Annotated in this window: 24 protein-coding genes; 7 read left to right on the top strand and 17 right to left on the bottom strand. The window is 49.1% G+C overall.

The window, feature by feature from the left end:
- Positions 1-83 precede the first annotated feature (83 nt).
- Together rph and pyrE are read left to right on the top strand one after the other, a co-directional pair.
- On the top strand, positions 84-800 hold the full coding sequence (rph, locus tag ACQE3Y_RS18145; protein WP_085069282.1) for a ribonuclease PH: 717 nt from the start codon (positions 84-86) through the stop codon (positions 798-800).
- Between the two features lie 58 nt (positions 801-858).
- Positions 859-1,500 (top strand): orotate phosphoribosyltransferase, encoded by a 642-nt coding sequence (gene pyrE / locus ACQE3Y_RS18140; RefSeq protein ID WP_426974913.1) that lies wholly within the window; start codon positions 859-861, stop codon positions 1,498-1,500.
- Between the two features lie 59 nt (positions 1,501-1,559).
- Here pyrE and slmA read toward each other — a convergent pair whose 3' ends face one another.
- The 3 genes from slmA to coaBC form a co-directional block, all read right to left on the bottom strand.
- Entirely contained in the window at positions 1,560-2,156 is a 597-nt protein-coding gene (slmA, locus tag ACQE3Y_RS18135; RefSeq protein ID WP_085069285.1) for a nucleoid occlusion factor SlmA, read from the bottom strand.
- A 120-nt stretch (positions 2,157-2,276) separates the two neighbouring features.
- Positions 2,277-2,735, bottom strand: coding sequence for a dUTP diphosphatase (gene dut / locus ACQE3Y_RS18130; protein WP_426974914.1), 459 nt, complete (start codon positions 2,733-2,735; stop codon positions 2,277-2,279).
- Complete coding sequence (gene coaBC, locus ACQE3Y_RS18125) at positions 2,713-3,927, bottom strand: bifunctional phosphopantothenoylcysteine decarboxylase/phosphopantothenate--cysteine ligase CoaBC (protein ID WP_426982196.1); 1,215 nt, start codon at positions 3,925-3,927, stop codon at positions 2,713-2,715. Before coaBC ends, dut begins: the two co-directional genes overlap by 23 nt.
- Positions 3,928-4,129: 202 nt before the next feature.
- Here coaBC and radC point away from each other — a divergent pair, with 202 nt between their 5' ends.
- The 4 genes from radC to mutM all read left to right on the top strand — a co-directional run bounded on the left by radC (position 4,130) and on the right by mutM (position 6,320).
- Positions 4,130-4,780 (top strand): RadC family protein, encoded by a 651-nt coding sequence (gene radC, locus ACQE3Y_RS18120; RefSeq protein WP_426974916.1) that lies wholly within the window; start codon positions 4,130-4,132, stop codon positions 4,778-4,780.
- Between the two features lie 239 nt (positions 4,781-5,019).
- On the top strand, positions 5,020-5,256 hold the full coding sequence (gene rpmB / locus ACQE3Y_RS18115) for a 50S ribosomal protein L28 (protein WP_038629143.1): 237 nt from the start codon (positions 5,020-5,022) through the stop codon (positions 5,254-5,256).
- 11 nt (positions 5,257-5,267) lie between these two features.
- Complete coding sequence (rpmG, locus tag ACQE3Y_RS18110; protein ID WP_013094893.1) at positions 5,268-5,435, top strand: 50S ribosomal protein L33; 168 nt, start codon at positions 5,268-5,270, stop codon at positions 5,433-5,435.
- A 75-nt stretch (positions 5,436-5,510) separates the two neighbouring features.
- A complete protein-coding gene (gene mutM / locus ACQE3Y_RS18105; RefSeq protein ID WP_426982195.1) occupies positions 5,511-6,320 on the top strand; it encodes a bifunctional DNA-formamidopyrimidine glycosylase/DNA-(apurinic or apyrimidinic site) lyase in 810 nt (269 codons plus the stop codon).
- A 10-nt stretch (positions 6,321-6,330) separates the two neighbouring features.
- On the opposite strand, the gene coaD is transcribed toward mutM, so the two are convergent.
- The 9 genes from coaD to rfaQ all read right to left on the bottom strand — a co-directional run bounded on the left by coaD (position 6,331) and on the right by rfaQ (position 14,589).
- Positions 6,331-6,813 (bottom strand): pantetheine-phosphate adenylyltransferase, encoded by a 483-nt coding sequence (gene coaD / locus ACQE3Y_RS18100; protein ID WP_250651213.1) that lies wholly within the window; start codon positions 6,811-6,813, stop codon positions 6,331-6,333.
- Positions 6,810-7,589, bottom strand: coding sequence for a glycosyltransferase family 2 protein (locus ACQE3Y_RS18095; protein ID WP_426974917.1), 780 nt, complete (start codon positions 7,587-7,589; stop codon positions 6,810-6,812). The genes coaD and ACQE3Y_RS18095 overlap by 4 nt, the downstream gene beginning before the upstream one ends.
- Positions 7,590-8,864 carry a lipid IV(A) 3-deoxy-D-manno-octulosonic acid transferase gene (waaA, locus tag ACQE3Y_RS18090; RefSeq protein ID WP_426982194.1) on the bottom strand — a complete coding sequence of 425 codons (1,275 nt, stop codon included), beginning with the start codon at positions 8,862-8,864 and terminating at the stop codon, positions 7,590-7,592.
- Positions 8,865-8,944: 80 nt separating this feature from the next.
- The gene (locus ACQE3Y_RS18085) at positions 8,945-9,094 is read right to left on the bottom strand and encodes a hypothetical protein (protein WP_426974919.1); all 150 of its coding nucleotides are present in this window, start codon (positions 9,092-9,094) and stop codon (positions 8,945-8,947) included.
- On the bottom strand, positions 9,094-10,194 hold the full coding sequence (locus ACQE3Y_RS18080; RefSeq protein WP_426974920.1) for a glycosyltransferase family 9 protein: 1,101 nt from the start codon (positions 10,192-10,194) through the stop codon (positions 9,094-9,096). The genes ACQE3Y_RS18085 and ACQE3Y_RS18080 overlap by 1 nt, the downstream gene beginning before the upstream one ends.
- Positions 10,195-10,272: 78 nt before the next feature.
- Positions 10,273-11,259 (bottom strand): glycosyltransferase, encoded by a 987-nt coding sequence (locus tag ACQE3Y_RS18075; protein WP_426982193.1) that lies wholly within the window; start codon positions 11,257-11,259, stop codon positions 10,273-10,275.
- A gap of 29 nt (positions 11,260-11,288) precedes the next feature.
- Positions 11,289-12,386, bottom strand: coding sequence for a glycosyltransferase (locus ACQE3Y_RS18070; protein WP_426982192.1), 1,098 nt, complete (start codon positions 12,384-12,386; stop codon positions 11,289-11,291).
- A gap of 2 nt (positions 12,387-12,388) precedes the next feature.
- Positions 12,389-13,516, bottom strand: a complete 1,128-nt coding sequence (locus ACQE3Y_RS18065; RefSeq protein ID WP_426974923.1) for a glycosyltransferase family 4 protein — start codon at positions 13,514-13,516, stop codon at positions 12,389-12,391.
- Positions 13,513-14,589, bottom strand: coding sequence for a putative lipopolysaccharide heptosyltransferase III (rfaQ, locus tag ACQE3Y_RS18060; protein ID WP_426982191.1), 1,077 nt, complete (start codon positions 14,587-14,589; stop codon positions 13,513-13,515). Before rfaQ ends, ACQE3Y_RS18065 begins: the two co-directional genes overlap by 4 nt.
- A 124-nt stretch (positions 14,590-14,713) precedes the next feature.
- Between rfaQ and ACQE3Y_RS18055 the strand changes: the two genes are divergently transcribed.
- Positions 14,714-15,670: a polysaccharide deacetylase family protein gene (locus ACQE3Y_RS18055; RefSeq protein WP_426974925.1), complete on the top strand. Its 957-nt coding sequence runs from the start codon at positions 14,714-14,716 to the stop codon at positions 15,668-15,670.
- Between the two features lie 18 nt (positions 15,671-15,688).
- On the opposite strand, the gene ACQE3Y_RS18050 is transcribed toward ACQE3Y_RS18055, so the two are convergent.
- From ACQE3Y_RS18050 to rfaF, 5 genes are all read right to left on the bottom strand, one after another.
- Positions 15,689-16,765, bottom strand: a complete 1,077-nt coding sequence (locus ACQE3Y_RS18050) for a glycosyltransferase (protein WP_426974926.1) — start codon at positions 16,763-16,765, stop codon at positions 15,689-15,691.
- Positions 16,766-16,844: 79 nt separating this feature from the next.
- The gene (locus tag ACQE3Y_RS18045; RefSeq protein WP_426974927.1) at positions 16,845-18,110 is read right to left on the bottom strand and encodes an O-antigen ligase family protein; all 1,266 of its coding nucleotides are present in this window, start codon (positions 18,108-18,110) and stop codon (positions 16,845-16,847) included.
- Positions 18,088-19,266 (bottom strand): glycosyltransferase, encoded by a 1,179-nt coding sequence (locus ACQE3Y_RS18040; RefSeq protein ID WP_426974928.1) that lies wholly within the window; start codon positions 19,264-19,266, stop codon positions 18,088-18,090. The genes ACQE3Y_RS18045 and ACQE3Y_RS18040 overlap by 23 nt, the downstream gene beginning before the upstream one ends.
- Positions 19,259-20,227, bottom strand: coding sequence for a lipopolysaccharide heptosyltransferase RfaC (gene rfaC / locus ACQE3Y_RS18035; RefSeq protein WP_426974929.1), 969 nt, complete (start codon positions 20,225-20,227; stop codon positions 19,259-19,261). The genes ACQE3Y_RS18040 and rfaC overlap by 8 nt, the downstream gene beginning before the upstream one ends.
- Positions 20,224-21,273, bottom strand: coding sequence for an ADP-heptose--LPS heptosyltransferase RfaF (gene rfaF, locus ACQE3Y_RS18030; protein WP_426982190.1), 1,050 nt, complete (start codon positions 21,271-21,273; stop codon positions 20,224-20,226). The genes rfaC and rfaF overlap by 4 nt, the downstream gene beginning before the upstream one ends.
- Positions 21,274-21,278: the final 5 nt, after the last annotated feature.

Raw genomic sequence — 21,278 nt, 5'->3', positions numbered from 1 at the left:
CGGAAGCTTGCCCGGGGCCGGTAGGCAGAGCAGCGCTAAAACCGTATAATGCGCAGCCAATATTAGCAAGCCGGAGAAAAACCATGCGTCCAGCAGGCCGTCTCACACAGCAGGTGCGTCCCGTTACCCTGACTCGTCACTACACCAAACATGCAGAAGGTTCTGTACTGGTTGAATTCGGCGATACCAAAGTGCTTTGTAACGCGACCGTAGAAGAGGGCGTGCCGCGCTTCCTTAAAGGTCAGGGACAGGGCTGGATTACCGCCGAATACGGCATGCTGCCGCGTTCAACCCACAGCCGCAATGCGCGTGAAGCCGCAAAAGGTAAACAGGGTGGACGTACGCTTGAGATCCAGCGTCTGATTGCGCGCTCGCTGCGCGCCGCAGTGGATCTCAAAGCACTGGGTGAATATACCATTACTCTTGATTGCGATGTGCTGCAGGCTGATGGCGGTACCCGTACAGCTTCCATTACCGGTGCCTGTGTGGCGTTAGCAGATGCGCTGAATGCACTGGTTGCTGCCGGCAAGCTGGCAAAAAATCCGATGAAAGGCATGGTAGCGGCGATTTCCGTTGGCATTGTTAACGGCGAAGCGCTGTGCGATCTGGAATATGTCGAAGACTCTGCGGCTGAAACCGATATGAATGTGGTGATGATGGAAGATGGCCGCATGATTGAAGTTCAGGGCACAGCCGAAGGCGAACCTTTCAGCCACGAAGAATTGCTGACGCTGCTGGCGTTAGCGCGAGACGGCATCGATACCTTGATTCAGGCGCAGAAGGCGGCGCTAAGCAACTAATTATTTCAGGCGACCAGAGAGTCGCCTTTTTTATCGTTAAATTTCGAGGAGAGTAAAGATGAAAGCCTGGCAGCGTGAGTTTATTGAGTTTGCATTAAACAAGCAGGTATTAAAGTTTGGCGAATTTACCCTGAAATCGGGACGTAAAAGCCCCTACTTCTTTAATGCTGGCCTGTTTAATACCGGACGCGACTTGGCACTGTTGGGCCGCTTTTACGCGCAGGCGCTGGTTGATTCCGGCGTCGACTTCGATTTGCTGTTTGGCCCGGCTTACAAAGGCATTCCCATCGCCACGACCACGGCCGTTGCGCTCGCGGATCATCACCAGCGCGACGTGCCTTACTGCTTTAACCGTAAGGAAGCCAAAGATCACGGCGAGGGCGGAACGTTAGTAGGCAGTCCGTTACAGGGACGCGTAATGCTGGTCGATGATGTCATCACCGCTGGCACTGCCATCCGTGAATCAATGGAAATTATCGCGACTAACGGGGCCAGCCTGGCCGGCGTGTTGATTTCACTGGATCGTCAGGAGCGGGGGCGTGGTGAAATATCAGCGATTCAGGAAGTAGAGCGCGACTATCAATGCCACGTTACCGCCATTATCACCCTAAGTGATTTGATCGAATATCTCGAAGAAAAGCCTGAAATGGCTGACCATCTGGCTGCAGTACGTAGCTATCGTCAAACCTACGGTATCTAAGCGTAGATGCTACTGTGTCGCCGGGCTTGTGCTGACCCGGCGACATTTATGCACTCGCGCTATACCAGCTGTGCTGCTAACAGCGGCCAGCGTACGTCAAACTCCTGTGTAGGCAGATAGCGGAACTCTGAGCGCACAAAGCGCGACAGCATACCTTCACAAAAAGCCAGCAGTTGGCTGGCAAGCAGCGTTTCGTCGGTGGCAAAGCCTTGCCCTTCACGCATTTTGCGCTCGCGCATCACCTGCCTCAACTGCGCTTCGATACGCTCGAAAAGCTGGTTAATGCGGCCCTGCAAACGATCCTGTTCGAACATCAGCGCATGACCGGTAAGAATACGCGTCAGACCAGGGTTAAGCTCGCCAAAACCTAAAATTAGCTGCACGATCATACGCAAACGCGTCATGGTCTCTTTTTCATCTTTCAGAATCGCGTTGATGCGGGTAATCAGGCTATCTTCAATAAACTCGATCAGGCTATCAAACATGCGCGTTTTACTGGGAAAATGACGGTAAAGCGCAGCTTCGGAGACGCCTACCGTAGCGGCCAGCTTAGCGGTAGTAATACGCTGACTCCCGTCGCTGGATTCCAGCATTTGCGCCAGAGCCTGCAGGATTTCATCGCGACGATTCCTTTTCGCGCTCTTTTTTTCTGCCATGACGTTATAAACCCCTGAGATTTATCATAAACGGGCAAAGGCCCACGCAACATCCGTGAGAAGGCATCTCACGGTGCTGAAAAATAAACAAGTCGGGTTGCGGAGGGTGTTGCTGTGCGTTTAATTCCGGCCGGAGTGACCGAAACCGCCTTCACCACGCGCGCTGGCATCAAAATCTTCAACCAGATTAAATTCTGCCTGCACGACCGGCACGAAAACCAGTTGAGCAATGCGCTCGCCAGGCTGGACAGTAAAGCTCTCCTGGCTGCGGTTCCATACGGAAACCATTAGCTGCCCCTGATAATCAGAGTCAATCAGCCCAACCAGGTTGCCCAGTACAATGCCATGCTTATGACCCAGGCCTGAGCGCGGCAAAATAACGGCGGCCAGAGAGGGATCGGCAATATGAATCGCCAGGCCGGTTGGCAGTAGCGTTGTGGCGCCGGGCGCCAACTCCTGCGGGGCATCAAGACAGGCGCGCAAATCCAGGCCTGCGGAGCCGGAAGTGGCATAGGTCGGCAGAGGGAATTCTTTACCTACGCGCGCATCAATAATCTTAACGTCGATTTTTTTCATCATAACGGCTGACAATCTCGTCTAATAATTGCTGGCCAAGGAGAGTTTTATCTGCGAGAGGCAAAACTTTTTCTCCCTCCTGCCAGAAAAGGTGAAGAGCATTAGTATCGCTGTTGAAACCTTGCCCGGATTTGGATACATCATTGGCGCAGATCAGGTCCAGATTTTTCCGCGCACGTTTTTGTTGAGCGTATTCTTCCACATTACGGGTTTCAGCAGCAAACCCTACAACATAGGGGCGTCCTTCCTGCATAGCGCCAACGCCTGCGACAATATCGGGGTTTTTTACCATTTTCAGCGTAATTTCATCACCCTGCTTTTTGATTTTTTCTGACGCGACCTCTGCTGCGCGGTAGTCTGCCACGGCTGCGCTGCCAATGAAAATATCTTGCTGCGTAATATGCAACATTACCGCCTTTTCCATCTCTAGCGCGCTGGTAACGTCGATACGCGTTACGCCTGCGGGCGTCGCCATCGCGACCGGACCAGCGACCAGGGTAACATTGGCGCCACGCGCGGCCGCAGCGGCGGCAATAGCGAAGCCCATCTTACCCGAGCTGTGATTAGAGATATAACGCACCGGGTCCAGCGCTTCGCGCGTTGGGCCAGCGGTAATCATAATATTAAGGTGTTGCAGATCGTTGACGGGCATTGACCAGGCTACCGCGCGGTCAACTATTGCCAGCGGGTCGAGCATGCGGCCCGGCCCCACATCGCCGCACGCCTGGCTGCCGCTATCCGGCCCCCAGATCAACACACCGCGTCCCGCGAGGCGCTGCAAGTTTTCCTGGGTGGCCAGGGCGCGGTACATTTGCTGATTCATGGCGGGCACCACGGCAATGGGTGCAGCGGTGGCCAGGCAGAGCGTGGTAACCAGATCGTTAGCCATGCCTGCCGCTACGCGTGCAATTAAATCCGCCGTAGCGGGTGCCAGGATCACCAGGTCTGCCCATTTACCCAGCTCAATATGACCCATTGCGGCCTCTGCCGCCGGATCAAGCAGATCATCATAAACCGGGTAACCGGAAACCGCCTGAAGCGACAGCGGTGTGATAAAGGCTTTAGCGGCCTCGGTCATCACCACGCGAACTTCCGCGCCGCGAGCGCGCAAGCGCCGCACCAGTTCAGGCGTTTTATACGCCGCAATGCCGCCGCTGACGCCCAATACAATATGTTTACCGGTTAATCCCATCATATTCGCTTCTGCCCTTATTGACCTCTTGACGAACCAGGCCTGCCACAATGGCGCGATTTTAACACATTCTGTTGACCATGCTGTTTAGCATCCAGCCACCTTTGCGAGTTGTCCCGAAAAGTTAAATCCTGCCGCTGGCTGCATCGCTTTGGCAGGCGCAGAGTAGTGGCCAGATAGTAACAACAGCCAGCAGGAGAGGCGCGTGTTAAAACCCCGGGAAAAGTTAGAGCAGATGGGTGCATCAGCACTAAGCGATGCGGAGTTGCTGGCTATTTTTTTACGTACCGGCACATGCGGCAAGCCGGTTATGGCCCTGGCGCATGAATTGCTGGCGACGTTTGGCTCTCTCTATTTGCTAATGAGCGCTGAAAAAAGCGCATTCGATACAATTAAAGGCGTGGGAAATGCCAAACTGGCACAGCTGCATGCCGTAGCAGAGCTGGGTCGACGTTTTTTCCATGCGCAGCTGGCGCGGGAAAACGTACTGGAGAATCCTCAACTGACGCAGCAGTATCTGCAAAGCGTGCTGGCACATCAGGAGCGCGAAATTTTTATGGCTATCTTTCTCGATAATCAGCATCGGGTGCTGCAGGCTCAGCAGATGTTTACCGGCACCATCGCCAGCGTAGAGGTACATCCACGCGAAATTGTGCGTGTGGCGCTAAAACTTAATGCCGCGGCGCTGATTCTGGCGCACAATCACCCGTCTGGCCATGCCGAGCCAAGCGCCGCCGATCGGGATATTACCCAGCGTATAAAGCAAGCCTGCCTGCTGATGAATATTCGTGTGCTCGACCATTTAGTGATTGGCAGGGGAGAATACGTTTCTTTCGCCGAGCGCGGCTGGCTTTAAGAGAAAAAAATGCCTGTTTTCTGTGCTATTTCGGCGATCCAGAGGGATCTTTATCTGTTCGGGACTTGAGCGCTGGCAATACAAGGCGTATACTACGCCACCTTTGAGAATCTCGGGTTTGGCGTTTAGGCCTGCTCAGCGGGTTCACATGGAACTCGCCTGGATGGGCTACAAGCCTGACGAGGCGGCCAAGACCTAATTTTTAAAGCTCGAGCTGATTTGATTTTTGGAGAATTGACATGTCACGAGTCTGCCAAGTAACTGGCAAGCGTCCGGTGACCGGTAACAACCGTTCCCACGCAATGAACGCGACGAAACGCCGTTTCCTGCCGAACCTGCACTCTCACCGTTTCTGGGTTGAGAGCGAGAAACGTTTCGTTACTCTGCGTGTATCTGCTAAAGGTATGCGTGTAATTGATAAGAAGGGCATCGATACGGTTCTGGCCGATCTGCGTGCCCGTGGTGAGAAGTACTAAGGAACTGAATCATGGCTAAAGGTATTCGTGAGAAGATCAAGCTGGTTTCCTCTGCTGGTACAGGTCACTTCTATACCACCACGAAGAACAAACGTACTAAGCCGGAAAAACTGGAACTGAAAAAGTTCGATCCGGTTGTACGTCAGCACGTGATGTACAAAGAAGCTAAAATTAAATAATTGCAGCTTCCATGAAAAACCCGGCTTCGGCCGGGTTTTTTGTTTTTATGAAACCGTAAAACGTGAGGAGCTGTCATGCCTGAATTACCTGAGGTAGAAACCAGCCGTCGCGGCATTGAACCGCACCTGGTAGGCGAAACCATTCTGCACGCGGTGGTGCGTAATCCGCGTTTACGCTGGCCTGTGTCGCAGGAGATTCATGCATTGAGCGATCAGCCGGTGCTGAGCGTACAGCGTCGCGCAAAATACCTGCTGCTGGAGCTGCCTGAAGGCTGGATTATTATTCACCTTGGCATGTCGGGCAGCCTGCGCGTACTGCCAGAGGCAATTCCTGCGGCAAAGCACGATCATGTCGATTTGGTGATGAGCAATGGTAAAGTGCTGCGCTATACCGATCCTCGCCGCTTTGGCGCCTGGCTGTGGAGTAAGGATTTGCAGGCGAGCAATGTGCTGGCGCATCTGGGTCCTGAGCCGTTAAGCGAGCAGTTTAATACCGACTATCTGTTGGAAAAGTCACGCGGGAAACGTACCGCTATCAAACCCTGGCTGATGGATAATAAGCTGGTGGTGGGCGTAGGTAATATTTATGCCAGCGAGTCGCTGTTTGCCGCCGGGATCTTGCCCGATCGACCAGCCATGTCGCTGAATCATGAAGAGATCGTGCTGCTGGTTAAGGTGATTAAAGCAGTACTGCTGCGCTCAATTGAGCAGGGCGGCACCACGCTACGTGATTTTCTGCAGAGCGATGGCAAGCCAGGTTACTTTGCTCAGGAGTTACAGGTTTATGGCCGCGCCGGTGAGCCTTGCCGCGTATGTGGTACGCCGATCGAAAGCGCTAAACATGGGCAGCGCAGCACCTTTTTCTGCCGTAGCTGCCAGAAATAACGCTGGCGACTTAGCTGGCCAGTTTTGCCAGTAGCGCCTGCCAGACTGACTCTGGCAGAAAAGCTTTTACTTCGCCGCCGTGCCGGGCCACTTCTTTTACCAGCGAAGAAGAGATGAAAGAGTACTCTTCCGCAGGCATCAGAAAAACGCTTTCCAGGGTCGGGAGAAGGTGGCGGTTCATATGCGCCAGCTGCATTTCATATTCAAAATCAGATACCGCCCGCAGGCCGCGCACCAGAACATTGGCCTGGCGATCGCGGGCGAAATTCGCCATCAGATCGCTAAAGCCGGTGACTTCCACATTGGGTAAATGGGCCGTGGCCTGCTGCGCCAGCGCAACGCGCTCTTCCAGGCTGAATAGCGGTTTCTTGCCTGGGCTGGCGGCGATAGCCAGAATAATATGATCAAACATCAGCGCTGCGCGGCTCAGAATATCCAGATGACCCAGAGTAAAAGGATCAAAGGTGCCGGGATAGATAGCCCTGGTACTCATTTGTTGTCTCCGCTAGTCGACTGACCCAGCGCCCACAGCGCCGCGTACTTATTAAAGGTGTATTGCGCATTCACTACCGCCAGCAGCCAGCCCTGGCTTCCGTCAAGGAAACCGGCGCGCAGCAGCAGCGTTTTGCAGAATGCGCCCAGCGTATGGCTGAACACAGAGAAAATGCCGCAGCGTTTACCCTGCTGATGACGCTGCAGTGCCCAGGCTTCCGCATAGGCGAGTTGTTTACGCTGAAAGGCGCAAAAATCGCGACAGGTGAGATGTTGTAGATGTCCCGCCAGCGGCACAACCTGCGCCTGCTCCGTCTCCAGAGATTCATGTACCTGATGATCGTTATAACTATAGGTGCGTGGATAGAGACGCACCACGCGATCGGGATACCAGCCGCTGTGACGCATAAAGCGTCCTAAAAACAGGTTCAGCCGCCCAAGGCTGTAAACCTTATCCGGCTGCGGCGCAGCCTGCAGCACCTGTTCTATCTCAGCGCGCAGTTCCGGCGTGACACGCTCATCCGCATCAATCATCAAAATCATTTCACCACTGGCGTATGCCTGCGCGCGCTGGCGCTGCTGGCCATAACCGGGCCACTCCTGGGAGCGAAAAACCTTAGCGCCATACTGTTCCGCTACGGCAGGCGTGGCGTCCTGACTGCCGGAATCCAGCAGGATAATTTCATCGGCCCAGCTCACTGAAGCCAGGCAATCCGGCAGCAGCTCCGCTTCGTTTTTCACGATCATGACCACTGACAGGCGTTGGCGTACGGTCATTTAATGATTCCGTGGCGGCAAATAAGGTTCAAGCAACTGCAGCAGGCGTTGCAGCGCGCCCTGGTTCTGATGCAGTACATCAACAGCGTGACGACCATGATAGCGTCGATAATCATCATCAATCAGCAAATTACCCACTTCATGCACCAGCGTAGCGGTATCGGTTACCGTAATCAGACCATCCGCCTGCTTCAGCTTGCTGCAGATATCTTTGAAATTAAATGTGTGCGGGCCCATCAGCACCGGAATAGCATGTGCCGCAGGCTCCAGAGGATTATGGCCGCCGCGCTCTACCAGGCTGCCGCCAACAAAGGCCAGATCGGCAATACCGTACAGTAACATCAGCTCGCCCATGGTATCGCCGATAACCACCTGTGTGCCGCTGGAAGGAATTTCGCCGCTGCTGCGCAAGGTATAGCTGAAGCCGCTTTTCTGCGTCATTTCCCGCGCGGTATCAAAGCGTTCCGGATGACGCGGAACCAGAATCAAGAGCAGATCGGGAAAATGTGCCAGCAGGCGACGATGTGCATCCAGTACGATCGCCTCTTCCCCTTCATGAGTACTGGTGGCGATCCACACAGGGCGACGGGGCGCCCACTGGCGACGTAGCGTAACTGCGCGTGCCGCCAGTTCGGGCGTAACGGAAATATCAAATTTCAGGCTGCCGGTAATTGCCAGCTGAGACCGCTTCAGCCCCAGCTCGACAAAGCGCGCGCCGTCCTCTTCATTCTGCGCTGCGATAAGCGTAATGCGCTGCAACAGCTGGCGCATAAATTTCCCCAGTTTTTTATAGCCCTTCGCTGAACGGGCCGACAGACGCGCATTCGCGATAACCAGCGGCACCTGACGTTCATGCAGCGCTTTAATAAAGTTGGGCCACAGTTCGGTCTCCATAATGATGACCAGTCTGGGATCGACAGTATTGAGAAAACGGTTGATTGCGTCGGGCAAATCGTAAGGCAGATAGACGTGATGAACATCTTTCCCAAAGGCGGACTGGGCACGTTCCGAGCCGGTGGGCGTCATGGTGGTGACGGTGATGGGCAGCGTTGGGTAACGATGACGCAGCGCCCGCACCAGCGGTACGGCAGCCAGCGTTTCCCCCACTGAAACCGAATGCAGCAGGATGCCGCCAGGGCTCACTTTGCCTTCACAAAAGCCGTAGCGCTCCGCCCAGCGTTTGCGATAGGCAGGTGCTTTGCGGCCGCGCAGCCACAGGCGCAGCCAGATCAGAGGCTGTATGAGGTAAAGCAGGGCGGTGTAAATCGTTGTCATACCGATCTTTACGACACTGATGCGTCAGACTTAAGCAAAATATGCGGAATGCGGCATGTTAGCAGATAACTTGCCTGCACTCATCTTTCTTCCGCCGCGCCCGCCAGCAGCTGTAGATAAAGCGCGTGCAGTTCTGCACCTAATCGCTGTGGCGTATAAGGCGTTATTCTGGCACGTGCGGCATCGCCTAGGTTGCAATGCTGTGGCTTGTTTAACGTTAAAACTTTCATCAGCGCATATCATTATCATCACGCAACTTTTCCTGTACAGCTAAGAAAACACTGTCGACAGTAAGAGCAGCAATACCTTGGTTTTCGTCCGGTGAAATCAATACGCTATGCAGCTCTGGGTCCTGCAATGGTCTTCCACCAATAGCTGACAGCGTGCCAGGAAACAATGCAGCAACAGGCGTTTTTAATGCGACCGCAATATGTAGCGGACCGGTATCACCTACTATGAGACAGGATTGAGTAGCAATACGTTCTATTAACTGTTTCAAGCCGGTTTTATCCGCCAGGTTAGTGATACGATCATGGGGAACATTAACTTGTTGAATAATTTTTTGGTTGCGTTCAGCTTCACCTGGACCACCGAGTAGTTCTATCTCAATATGAGAGTAACTTTCCAGCAACAATTCAATCAAGCGTGCAAATTTTTCCGTCGGCCAGCAGCGCGATTCGCCTGAAGCGCCAGCATGTATACCAATAGTAATCTTTTCGCGTGGGAAAGGAATGAAAGGAGATGGAACACGCATTTCATAAGGTTTTTTCACCTCAATGCCTACAGATTCAAGCAGTTTAGTCTTCTGCTCAATGCAATGAATAGCTCCTTCCTGTCGATTATCAAAATGGGACGACAGATAGCGAGCCAGGAAAAAATGTTTCCTGCCTTGATAATCGTTATAGTAAACATCTTTTAAAATAATACGAGAGCGCGACAGAGAAGCTGCGATAATATCGTAAGGAGATCGGGAGTGAAGAAGAAATGTTGCATCAATATGCTGTTTCTTTAACTCTGAAATCAGGGGAGCCAGACCATTAATTTTGCCGTTCCAGAATAAAATTTTATCAAACAAGCTACTCCCATCAACTAATTGCATATTGCGCTTGTTGATAACCAGTGTGATTTTCGCATGTGGCCAGTAGGATTTAATAAAATAGATGGCGGGGGTATTGAAAAAAAAGTCGCCCAAGGCTGTGGTTGAAAAAATGGCTATGTTTTGAGGGTTGCCGAAGTCAGCAACGTTATTTATCTTCTTTACGCGAAAGCCGGTCAGTTTCCACGCTTCAAGGAAGGCCGCGGCAAAGATACATTTAACTAACTTTTTCATAAGGGTCCTTCATTTTTCCTTTCATGTAGCCTACTATTTTTGTTGCTGCTGTCTTAAGTTAATTTTGGTATTTATCTTTCAATGGATTAATGCCTTTCTCAGGCGAAGATAGCGGCGAGACAGACACCAACGCAATCTTAAGTCCTGAGCATAACGCCAAATAAGATTCCAGCTGCCTTTATCAAAAAATTCTTTAATAATCAAATGCTTATAGTGGTGTTCTTGCATGTTGTCAAAGGTATGGATAATCCCAGGACCTTCTTTGGCAATTTGCCAGCGGCATGCGCGAATAGAGCGGGTTTGCTCAATATGACGTCGGTTTATCTGATCCAGCATATAAATGATTTTCATATAAGGTCGAGCTGAGCACATAAGTGTTTCATCAGTATCAGGCTCGTGCGAGACAGATTCAGAATGAATATAATGATCATAAAAGATCTGATCGGTATACTGAACGCAGGCTGATGTCAGGAATATTCCTGTGGTCCAGAGGTTATCCTGATGGCGTAACCCGGGTTCAAAAATAAAATTATGCGCGGTAAGAAAATCATGACAATAGATATTAAGACAGGTAACATGCAGAAATTTACGCGGATCTAACGCCTGTTTTAGCCATACGGGCCCAAGCAATACTGGCGTAGAATACAGACGTTCAAGAGGAAATATCGAATGTCTCGCTTTGCCATGCTGATAGACGTAACGTCCGTTACAGGTAGCCACATCTAACGCCCCCTTTTCCGCCATATCCAGTAGAGTTAAATAAATGCCTGGATAAATCTTATCGTCAATATCTGGAAAGACGATATATTTCCCTGTCGCTGCAGCCATTCCGCTGTTGCGCGCCACGGATACGCCTTGGTTAGACTGATTAATAACTTGCATAGCATCAAATTTTGATTGCCATGTCGCAATAATTTTCGCGCTTACGTCGGTAGAACCATCATTGACAACAATTAATTCGTAATTAGATAGTGATTGTTGCTCAATGCTGGTGAAAAAAGTAGCCAAAAATTTTTCGCCGTTATAAACGGCAATAATCAAGCTAAGCAATGGTTTGTTAGACATATATATAGCCGGGTATCACTTTATGGTGATTATAAACGTGCCTGGCGCCGATACTGGTCGCATATGTTTTCGACGTTATAGCGCTGCTGCAGAAGGGCTTGATCGATAACAGGAGGTGATAGGTAAATATCTCGAATTGCATACGCCAGAGCATCAGCATTCATCTCACATAAACCTCGAGCTAGTTCGCCAGTCAGGATTTCGGCCGGGCCGCCAGGACAGCGGGTGCTGACGACCGGTGTATCCAACAAAAGCGCTTCAACCAGAACATTACCAAAGCCTTCACTATCAGAACTTAAAACAAGCAGTTTGGCATGACGAATCCAGGGCAGCGGATTAAGCTGGAAGCCTTTAAAAATTACTCGGTCTGATATATCAAGTCTGACGGCCAGTTGACGAAGCTGTGCTTCCTGTTCGGGTTTACCCTGACCGAGTAAAACCAGAGGAGACTGAAGACCACTTTTAGCATAAGCTTCTAACAGACGGTCATGACGCTTTGTTTGATGAAATCGACCAACGTGAATCAGGTAATCTGTTCCTGCTAATTCGCAGGATTCATCAGCGCTTTTGCGGATTGCTTCAATATCAAATGGGTTATAGATAGTTTCTAGTCTTGCAGGGGTTACTGAAAACTCTGACACCAGATCACGACCGACACTGTCTGAAACGCAAATAATATTACGATGCTGATAAACGCGCTTAACTTTTTGCTGCTTTAGCCAGCGGCTAAAGCCTGTACGATGCCCTAAATAGGACTTGGAGAATACACCGTGCAAACAGAACCACAAATTATGCTGGGCCAGCTTTTTACTGTGTGCCACGATGCGGTCAGTTTTATGTAAGTGCGAAAGCACAAGATTAAAGCGTACGCTCTGCTCGGCTTCAGCAATAGCCTGATCCAGATGACGTGCACGACGCTTTAATTCAGTCAGCTTTCTCCAGGGAGCGCGACATTTATCGGCAATAACTTGATAATGTAGTCCTCCAGGCAAAGGATACTGACAAATATCACGTAATGAAAACAGAGTTACGCTGTCGCCTTGACGAATAAAATGTTCTGCCAGCGTTAAAACAACCTTCTCGGCTCCGCCTCCAGGTAGTCCATCAATAATCATTAAAATACGCATCGTTACCTCAGCAGTGTCTGATAAAGGGTTAGTAGCTGAGTTGATAGCTTTTCGCCATCGTAAGGTAAAACCTGCGCTCGGGCTTGTTCGCCTTCAGATGATCCTAAAGCGTGAGTAGGCAGCGTCATAATCGCCTCGTTTAGTGCCTTAATATCGAGAGCATCGCAGACAAAGCCGTTTTTACCACTATGAATGAATTCTGAGCCGCCACAGCCTGTAGTGGTAATGACAGGAAGCCCACATGCCATCGCTTCTAAAATTACATTAGGAAAAGGATCATAAAGTGTCGGCAACAGTAGCCCATCTGCCATTTGATAAAAGGGTAATGTATCAGCCTGCATTCCAAAGAAATGAACGCGATTTTCGCAGTGAAGTGTTTTTGTCAGCGAGCGATAACGTTGTTCTTTCTTATCTTTGCCGACGACAATTAAGTGCCGATCGCTGGCCGCAATTGCCCGAATAGCATTTTCCAGTCCTTTACGCTCAAAGCCGGAGCCGACATAGATTAAGCAAGTGGCTGTCAGCGGTAATTGCCATTTTTGACGTAGCTTTAACAGGGAGTCGTAAGTAGGTGGTTGAAAAAACTGGCTATTTATGGCGTTATATATCACTTGGATTTTGTTAGCAGGTAGCCCAAAATCTTCCATAATTTCACGCTTAACCATCTCTGCATTACAGATCACTGCTTGCAACTCAGGCGCCTGATACATTTCCTGTTCAGCAGCCATAACATAACGATGGTACCGGTTGGTAAACAGGCGCTTCGCTTTCCAGCCGGGTAATATCCTGGCACGCTGTTCAAGCCAACGTCGATGAACACCATCTCCAGCACGATAAATATCGCAGCCAGGAATACGCTCATGACTCTGCACCAAATCAAATTTTTCAGACTGCCAAAGCTGGCGCGCAGCACATGCAAAACCCCGCTCCCGACTAATTCTGCCATACTTAAAGGGATCACAGATATGGATATGCCAGGAAGGCATTACTGGCCCCTGCCAATCACGAGTAATGACATTCAGTTCAAGATTATGGCTATCTAATGCTTCAAGTGCCCGTGATACGAAACGTTCGGCTCCGCCATCGGGCCGATATTTTTGTCTGACCAGGGCTAGTCTGAATGGGTTCACGACAACAACTTCTCCGCCTCGGTAATCACAGTTTCCGTTGGAATTAAATCCAGGTAACGAACTTGAGTGTTTGTATCAATAGTATCGGGATCCGGTAGTTCGCCAAAATCGCCCGCCCAGATAACTTTGCCTTTCGCCCCCCACGGGCGCCAGAAAACTAACTTAGAAGGGCCAAAAAGCGCCACCAGTGGCGTGTTTAACGCCGCAGCCATATGCATTGGCACAGAGTCTACCCCAAGGAACAGACGAGCATGATCGATAAGTGCTGCGAGTTGTCGTAAGGTTAACTGACCCGCAAGAGAAATGACTTTTTCACCCTGACACTGCGCCAGAATGGCATCAGTCATCGCTTTTTCCCGTAAATCCGGACCTGAGGTCAATACTACATGTTGTCCGGCAGCGGAAAGAGCACGAATAACTGCTGCCATACGATCCTCTCGCCAGCATTTAAAAAACCAGCGAGAGGTAGGTTGAATCACTACGTAATTATCACGCACTGAAACGGGCAATAATGCCTGCGCTCTCTCCCAGTCTTCTGGCCGATACGCCATTTTCACAAAGGCAGGCGTATTATTCAGGCCCAGCGGTGTTAAAATTGAAAGATTTTGTTCAACAATATGTTGATTATCATGATCTTTCGTTGGCACTAATATTGTGTGGCAATATCGCCAAAGGGGGTGACGCCTTTTAGGAAAATCGAATCCAATGCGGGTGCTCGCACCGGTCAGGCGTGTAATCAGCGCGCTGCGCCATTGGTCCGCGAGGTTAAGAACGGTATCGTAACGTTGCTGGCGTAGTGTGCGGATCAGTCTCGCTTCTTCACGTAGCTTATAGCATGTCCCTTTATTTTTCCATTTTCTATCAATGCCATAGATACAATTGATTTGCTCATTTGCAGCAAGCATATCGCGTGTCTCTTCATACAACAATACGTCAACAAGTGTACTGGCATCCTGTTGCTTAAGAGCGTTGATTACTGGCGTAATCAACAACATATCGCCATGATGACGCAATTTGACTATCAAAACACGTCTTGGTCTAAGAGCAGCTGAAGGGATGAGGTTAAAAGCCATTTTATTTCTTAATCTGCGAACCAATCTGTGATTTTAAGTGATCGTATGGAAAGAGAGAAGCATTGTGGAGCTTTAAAGCTAATTGCTTTACCATGTTCGGCTCTCAACGGTTGAGGACATTTTCATGCAGAAACCCGCATTTCTTATCACTATTGATACCGAAGGCGATAACCTATGGCAAAACCATAGCAGTATCGCCACTGAAAACGCGCGTTATCTACCTCGTTTCCAGCAGTTGTGTGAGAAATATGGCTTCAAGCCAGTCTGGTTGACCAATTATGAGATGGCCATCGATCCTGTATTCATTGAGTTTGCTAAGGATGTTCTGGCACGAGGCACGGGAGAGGTGGGTATGCATTTGCATGCGTGGAACAGTCCTCCTCTGAAACCGCTGACTAATGATGACTGGAAGCATAAGCCCTATTTAATAGAATATCCGATTGAATTGATGCGCCAGAAGATTATCTTTTTGACTAATCTTTTAGAGGATACTTTCCAGGTGAAAATGCGTAGTCATCGTGCCGGACGCTGGGCATTTAATGAACTATACGCGCGCTGTTTAATCAACCTGGGTTACCAGGTTGATTGCTCGGTAACGCCAAAAATAACCTGGCAATACGCTAAAGGCGATCCGCAAGGTTTGGGAGGCAGTGATTATCGTCACTTCCCCTCTCAAGCTTATTTTCTGGACGAAAATAATATCAGCCGCATTGGCTCCTCTCCTTTACTGGAGGTACCAATGAGTATTCAGTATAAACATTCACCGCTGATGAACAGTATTAAGCAAGGTTATGATCGACTGAGAGGGAAAATGCGCTCACCTTCCGTTCATTGGTTAAGACCCATGGGTGGAAATGTCAGCGCTATGCAGAAAGTCGTGGAGCTAAGTCTGGCTCAGGGCAGCGATTATGTTGAGTATATGCTACATTCATCCGAATATATGCCGGGAGGCAGTCCAACTTTCAAAACCGACAGCGACATTGAGAAATTATATGAGGACTTAGAGGCATTTTTCTCGTGGTTGCAACCAAAGGTGCAGGGCATGACCCTGGCAGACTACTATCAGACCCGACTATTATAGCCCTCTGGGAGAAGTATATTAATTCAATTCTAATGCCTTAAGCATTTTCGCTATATATTTGTCTTCATAAAAATCCGCAATAGCGGCCTTTATAGTGAAATGGTCAGGTAATAATTTACCATTTACGATTTCCTGCAATAGTTTTACAAGTTGCTCCGGCTGCCCAGCAGGATACAGATTACCATTAATATTTTGCTGAATAATATCAGCTGGCCCAGTTTTGCAATCAGAGCTAATAGCGTAGACGCCGTTTGCGCTAGCTTCTGCCAACACCATACCAAAACCTTCATAATGAGAAGTCAATAATAAACATGTAATATACTTTATCTCCTCTTGTATATAGAGCCACGGCTGTTTTTGCCAACCGTGCCAGGTAATACGATCGCTAATATTTAATGATTCTGCTAATGCTTGCAGCAGAGCCATATCCTCACCAGCCCCGATAATTTCCAGTTTCCAGCAACCCTTTATCTGTGAAAGCGCCTGAAAAAGACCACGCATATTTTTTTGCTCGTCGGCAATAATGCGGCCTACATAGAGAAAGCGGGTCACTTTTGTAGGGCGTGGTATCGTCCTGTCGACGCTGCGAACTGGGTTATGAACAGTAAAAATTTTTTCCGATGAGATACCCATATCTCTAAGCTGTTGTGAGATCATTGTACTAATAGAGAGATGCGCATCCGCTTTACATATGTATTTGGCTTTATACATATTATGAGTAGAAAAGTGTACCCATGAATAAACAGGGAACTTTCTGAATATGAACTTTCGCGCGTTATGGGCAATAAAACAGGAAAGGGAATCCAGACAAAGCACAATATCCGCTTTTTCATAACGTAACACCCTGGCGAAGGACCAGGCAAAACAAAGGCGACGAATTTTTGTGTTATGAACGCTTGAATAGAGTCGTGTAAAGTTATGCTGCGCCAACCAGGTATCATCTACTTGAGTATTGCCCTCTTTGAAAAAAACAAAATTTACGGTCAAATGTGGATGACTCCTCCGTAGTAGGCGTACAAAGCTATCGCATACTGTTTCCATACCGCCAAACCCACTAAGATCGTAACCTGCAATAATAATTTTTTTGTTTCGCATTTCTTTATTACCATATATAAATTTGAAAAAAAATATGCTAACGAAATATTGTTATTCCATGCATAATTATTTATTGGAGTTAAACATAAATATTATCTCTATCCGTGCCGTTAGGTGTTTTGAATTTTGAGAATGTTAGAGCAGCCAGAATAGCAATAGCATAACTGATAGTTCCTTCGCGGCTAAAGAAAATAACATCGCTTAGCCCGTAAGTTATCAAACTCAGCGTAATGACAAATTGTACCAGGTTACGTTCTTGCCAGGCGTTATAAATAAGTGCAACATAAAAGAGCGTTAGCATAATGACTCCAGCTAAGCCGCGTAGGGAAAAATTATCGATCACTTCATTGTGCATATGCACATGCTTGAAGACGCCTGCACCAGCCATAGCGGGATCTCGCTGAATTTGTTGATCAATATTGATTGCCCTGCTTTCGGCTGACTGACCTGCTAAAGCTGCCATACCAGCATGGAAACCTGCCCAATTCATCGCCAAACGTGCGCCTACCGAGGTTTTACTGTTATTTTTCTCAAAGTTAACCAGATCGTTTTTAAATGCAATCGCTCTTCCTTCTAATTCTTTTTGAAAAGCAAATATCATGACGATAAGTAATGCCAGCACACAAGCAACAAGTTTTATCAGGTGGGCTTTTTTTACATTGGGATGGAAGAACGTCAGAATAATAGACAATATTGGATAAGCAAGGATAGCGGCTCGAGTACCGGTAAAAACAATTGCACTCAGGCTTAACGCCATTCCTGTGATATAGAGGATATAACGCGTTTTACCGTTAAAGGTCAGGATAGCGTTGATCATGAGTATATTGATTATGCTAATAGCATATGCGGCCATTGTGGCTCGATCAAAGCCTAATTCAACGCGGCTAAAATTGATGATATTTGACTGATAAATAGCAAAAAGGTCGGTCGCTACGCCACCACCAATTAATATAATACTATATAGCGTCCGAGGAAAAGAAAAGTGCGTATTTGACAAAATAAAGACTAATATTGCAGACATAAACAGAACACGCCCTGACGTTTCATAAGCGTGATAAATGTCAGAGTATTCGCCACTGTTATGGTAGAGTAAAAACCATACCAGAAGAGTGAGACAATAACCCAGAATGGCTAAAGTGATATTTAATCTTCTGAAAGGTCGTGTGATTTTTTTAAAATCGATTACCGCAAGAATTATAATGGCGTAACCAGCCGTATAAAAAAACTTTCGAGCGTAAATCGGATTAAAAACCATACCGTAAAGAGATAAAAATATAATAGCAATTGCAGTAGTTAATACGATTTGCTTAAAAGAACCTTTTTTAATGGTTTCTTGTCTGAGCATTTATAATTCCATCAATATTTTTATTGAAATCGCTCACAAAGTTTTTGTGATCGAAGTGAGTTCTGACATGAGTAAAGGCATTTGCCCGGTAACGCTCATAGTCTGGTCCGGCAATATTTTCAATAGCGTCCGCGCAGGCTTCTGGTGAGAGAAGCTTTGGCGGCAGAAGCTTATCTTCTTTTGGATAGTAAACATAGTGAGGAAAATCGACATCAATACCGGTTTGCTGCCAATGAGTTTCAGGCAAAATATCAGGCACTATGCCAATACCGCAATAACCATTTTTTACAACTTCAGGTTGACCATCAATCAGCGGAAAAACCACGGGCACGCCATAATGCAGCGCTTCCATACATGAAAGGCCAAATGGTTCAGTAACAGGCGTACTGATATAGATATGAATATGGTTGAAAAAATTGCTTAAGTCCTGCTGGAAACCTATAAATCTTACTCGATCAGCAATGCCCAGCTTGTGCGATAAAGCTTTGAATTTTTCCTCGTCTGGCCCTTTACCAGCAATATCGAGTGTAACATTCATGCCTCGATCCAGCAGTACTCTGAGTGTCTGCAACGCTACGCTGATGCCCTTCAAGCCAACTTGACGGGCAGCAATGCCCAGACGCACTGAAGTAAGTGGTGTCTTCATACCCATAAATATATCACGTGGTGGAAGAATACGATTTATAACAACGTTAACTGGACATGGCAGATTAAAGCGTATTTCCATGACTCGCTTTGATGCCCAGGCAGCAGAAATCACACCACTCAACATTGAGAAAAAACGCAGAGTCTTTTTATTATGTCGATAACGCCATGAGCAACCATGATCATAATAGATAATTTTGCTGCGGTTAGGCTTCGCTAACAGGTTAGGTACCAGATCCCAGACAATAATGGCATCCGGCTGTGCCAGAAGCAGCTTTAGCTGTAGAGCATATTTGCGTAAAAAAGCAGGATATTTAATGCTCACTTTGTTAAAAATACGATTAACAAAGGTAATCTTGCGATTAGAAAGATGCTTTACTATCTCCGGCCCGATATGGTTACTTATACAAAAGATGGCATCATTTTGCGCAGAATCATCCTGAATATACTGTAGGAAAAGCCGCTCGACGCCACCCATCTTTTCTAAATTAATTATATGAAGTTTATGCATTAAATCTTTCCTGTAGCAGAGCAAAGATGCTTTTAGCATTAATATCCTGCATATCGCCTGACGGCGCACGCAGCGCCTGCTGATTCAGTCCATAGCCGCCAATCAGACCGGGATCGGTCGGGCCGTAGAGTGTAATATTAGGACGATCGAGGGCGGCAGTGAGATGGCTCAGGCCGGTATCCACTGAAACCACCGCTTTTGCGCCCGCCAGCGTTTGCGCCACCTGCTCCAGCGTTAGCTTCGGCAGCACGTCAACATGATCAAAACCAGCAGCCAGACGCTGTGCCCGCTGATGCTCATGCTCCGCTCCCCATGGGAGTTTAATCCGCAAACCGGTCGGCTCGATTAACGTAATCAGCTCACGCCAGTGGCTTTCAGGCCAGTGTTTGTTATCACGCGTGGTGGCATGCAAAAAGACCAGGTAGCGCCCCGCATCAGCGGGTGGGTGAGCAAGAAAATGAGAGGCAATGGCATAATCGCCCTGCGTTTGCGGTTTCTCATAGCCAAGACTTTTGGCAAACAGCTCGCGAGTGCGCTCTACGGCATGCTGTCGCTTATCAATTTCGTGGCGTTTGTCATACCACCAGCTGGCGAAAGGCTCACGTGCGCTGCGGCTGTCCTGACCATGCTTAATGCCTTTTGCCAGGCGGGTTACCAGCGCTGCGCTTTTAATCAAACCCTGAGCATCAATCACCACATCATATTCACGCGCCTGCAGTGCTCGTTTGAACGCGACACGTTCTTCGCGCTGTTGACTGCCGAACCAGTGTTTACGCCAGCGGCGAATCGCCACCGGCAATACGCGGTCTACCGCCAGATGCCAGCCTGGAATCTGTGCAAAGTTTTCTTCAACCACCCAGTCAAAGCGAATATCAGGGATTTCTCGCATGGCATCGGTCAGCGCCGGTAACGTATGAAGGACATCCCCCATTGAAGAGGTTTTAACAATCAACACCTTCATGCACGCTCCTGCTGACTTAATAACGTCATAAGCTCTTCCATAACGCGCGCAGGCTGGATATCGATTAGGCTCTGATGGTAGCCCTGGTCCGCCTCGCCTTTACGCACCTTATGATAGCCGGTAATCAGGCGAATAACGCGAGCCTGCTGTGAGAGCGGCGGAGTAAAATCGGGGCTGCTGGGCCCGTATAGCGCTACCAGCGGACGATTTAGCGCGGCGGCGATATGCATCAGCCCTGAATCATTGGTGACTACTGCATGGCAGTGCGCCAGCAGAATAACCGCCTGCTCCAGTTTGGTTTCACCGGCCAGGTTATGGCAGTAGTGACGTCCGGCTTCATCCAGCGTTTGACGGATCTGCTCACCGGTTTCGCGATCTTTTGCTGAGCCAAACAGCACAATCTGATAGCCAGCGGCAATGAGCTGCTGCGCCAGCGTGGCATAGTGATAGTGCGGCCAGCGTTTGGCCGGGCCAAACTCCGCGCCTGGGCAGAAACCAATGATTGGCCTTTCAGCGTTCAGAGAAAACTGCGCTGCGGTTTCGATTTTTTCCTGCTCTTCTACCTGCAGGCGCGGCCACAGCAACGGCTGTGGCAGGTCGCGGGCGCTTTTAATGCGCGACGCGTCATAGGCCAGCGCCACATAGCGCTCTACCATCAGCGGGAAAGCGGGTTTATCCAGCACGCGCAGATCGTTTAACAGGCCATAGCGCATTTCGCCACGCCAGCCCACACGCTGTGGGATACCGGCAAAAAAAGGCACCAGCGCCGATTTAAACGATCCGGGTAACACATAGGCGCGCTGATATTTTTTATGGCGCAGCGCTTTGCCAAGACGATAGCGCTCGCCCAGCGCTAACGCGCCGTGACCCAGCGGCATCGCCAGCGCCTCGTTGACTTCCGGCATGCGCGACAGTAATGGACGGCACCAGGCTGGCGCCATCACATCAATCTCGGCATCAGGATGCTCGGCCTTCAGCGTACGATAGAGACTTTGCGACATCATCATATCGCCGACCCATGAGGGGCCGATTACCAGTATTTTCATGCCGG

The organism is Pantoea sp. FN0305 (assembly GCF_050113845.1).
GTDB lineage: Bacteria > Pseudomonadota > Gammaproteobacteria > Enterobacterales > Enterobacteriaceae > Mixta > Mixta alhagi.
Note: the sequence above shows the minus strand (reverse complement) of the source record. Positions and strands in the feature narration are given on the sequence as shown.

Coding starts and splice junctions, on each gene's coding strand:
- ACQE3Y_RS18045 (WP_426974927.1), bottom strand. CDS start 18,110: ATGCTCAGACAAGAAACCATTAAAAAAGGTTCTTTTAAGCAAATCGTA.
- pyrE (WP_426974913.1), top strand. CDS start 859: ATGAAAGCCTGGCAGCGTGAGTTTATTGAGTTTGCATTAAACAAGCAG.
- mutM (WP_426982195.1), top strand. CDS start 5,511: ATGCCTGAATTACCTGAGGTAGAAACCAGCCGTCGCGGCATTGAACCG.
- rpmG (WP_013094893.1), top strand. CDS start 5,268: ATGGCTAAAGGTATTCGTGAGAAGATCAAGCTGGTTTCCTCTGCTGGT.
- ACQE3Y_RS18050 (WP_426974926.1), bottom strand. CDS start 16,765: ATGCGAAACAAAAAAATTATTATTGCAGGTTACGATCTTAGTGGGTTT.
- ACQE3Y_RS18040 (WP_426974928.1), bottom strand. CDS start 19,266: ATGCATAAACTTCATATAATTAATTTAGAAAAGATGGGTGGCGTCGAG.
- ACQE3Y_RS18085 (WP_426974919.1), bottom strand. CDS start 9,094: ATGAAAGTTTTAACGTTAAACAAGCCACAGCATTGCAACCTAGGCGAT.
- dut (WP_426974914.1), bottom strand. CDS start 2,735: ATGATGAAAAAAATCGACGTTAAGATTATTGATGCGCGCGTAGGTAAA.
- rph (WP_085069282.1), top strand. CDS start 84: ATGCGTCCAGCAGGCCGTCTCACACAGCAGGTGCGTCCCGTTACCCTG.
- rpmB (WP_038629143.1), top strand. CDS start 5,020: ATGTCACGAGTCTGCCAAGTAACTGGCAAGCGTCCGGTGACCGGTAAC.
- rfaF (WP_426982190.1), bottom strand. CDS start 21,273: ATGAAAATACTGGTAATCGGCCCCTCATGGGTCGGCGATATGATGATG.
- ACQE3Y_RS18080 (WP_426974920.1), bottom strand. CDS start 10,194: ATGAAAAAGTTAGTTAAATGTATCTTTGCCGCGGCCTTCCTTGAAGCG.
- ACQE3Y_RS18075 (WP_426982193.1), bottom strand. CDS start 11,259: ATGTCTAACAAACCATTGCTTAGCTTGATTATTGCCGTTTATAACGGC.
- rfaC (WP_426974929.1), bottom strand. CDS start 20,227: ATGAAGGTGTTGATTGTTAAAACCTCTTCAATGGGGGATGTCCTTCAT.
- rfaQ (WP_426982191.1), bottom strand. CDS start 14,589: ATGGCTTTTAACCTCATCCCTTCAGCTGCTCTTAGACCAAGACGTGTT.
- ACQE3Y_RS18095 (WP_426974917.1), bottom strand. CDS start 7,589: ATGACCGTACGCCAACGCCTGTCAGTGGTCATGATCGTGAAAAACGAA.
- waaA (WP_426982194.1), bottom strand. CDS start 8,864: ATGACAACGATTTACACCGCCCTGCTTTACCTCATACAGCCTCTGATC.
- coaD (WP_250651213.1), bottom strand. CDS start 6,813: ATGAGTACCAGGGCTATCTATCCCGGCACCTTTGATCCTTTTACTCTG.
- slmA (WP_085069285.1), bottom strand. CDS start 2,156: ATGGCAGAAAAAAAGAGCGCGAAAAGGAATCGTCGCGATGAAATCCTG.
- ACQE3Y_RS18070 (WP_426982192.1), bottom strand. CDS start 12,386: ATGCGTATTTTAATGATTATTGATGGACTACCTGGAGGCGGAGCCGAG.
- ACQE3Y_RS18055 (WP_426974925.1), top strand. CDS start 14,714: ATGCAGAAACCCGCATTTCTTATCACTATTGATACCGAAGGCGATAAC.
- coaBC (WP_426982196.1), bottom strand. CDS start 3,927: ATGATGGGATTAACCGGTAAACATATTGTATTGGGCGTCAGCGGCGGC.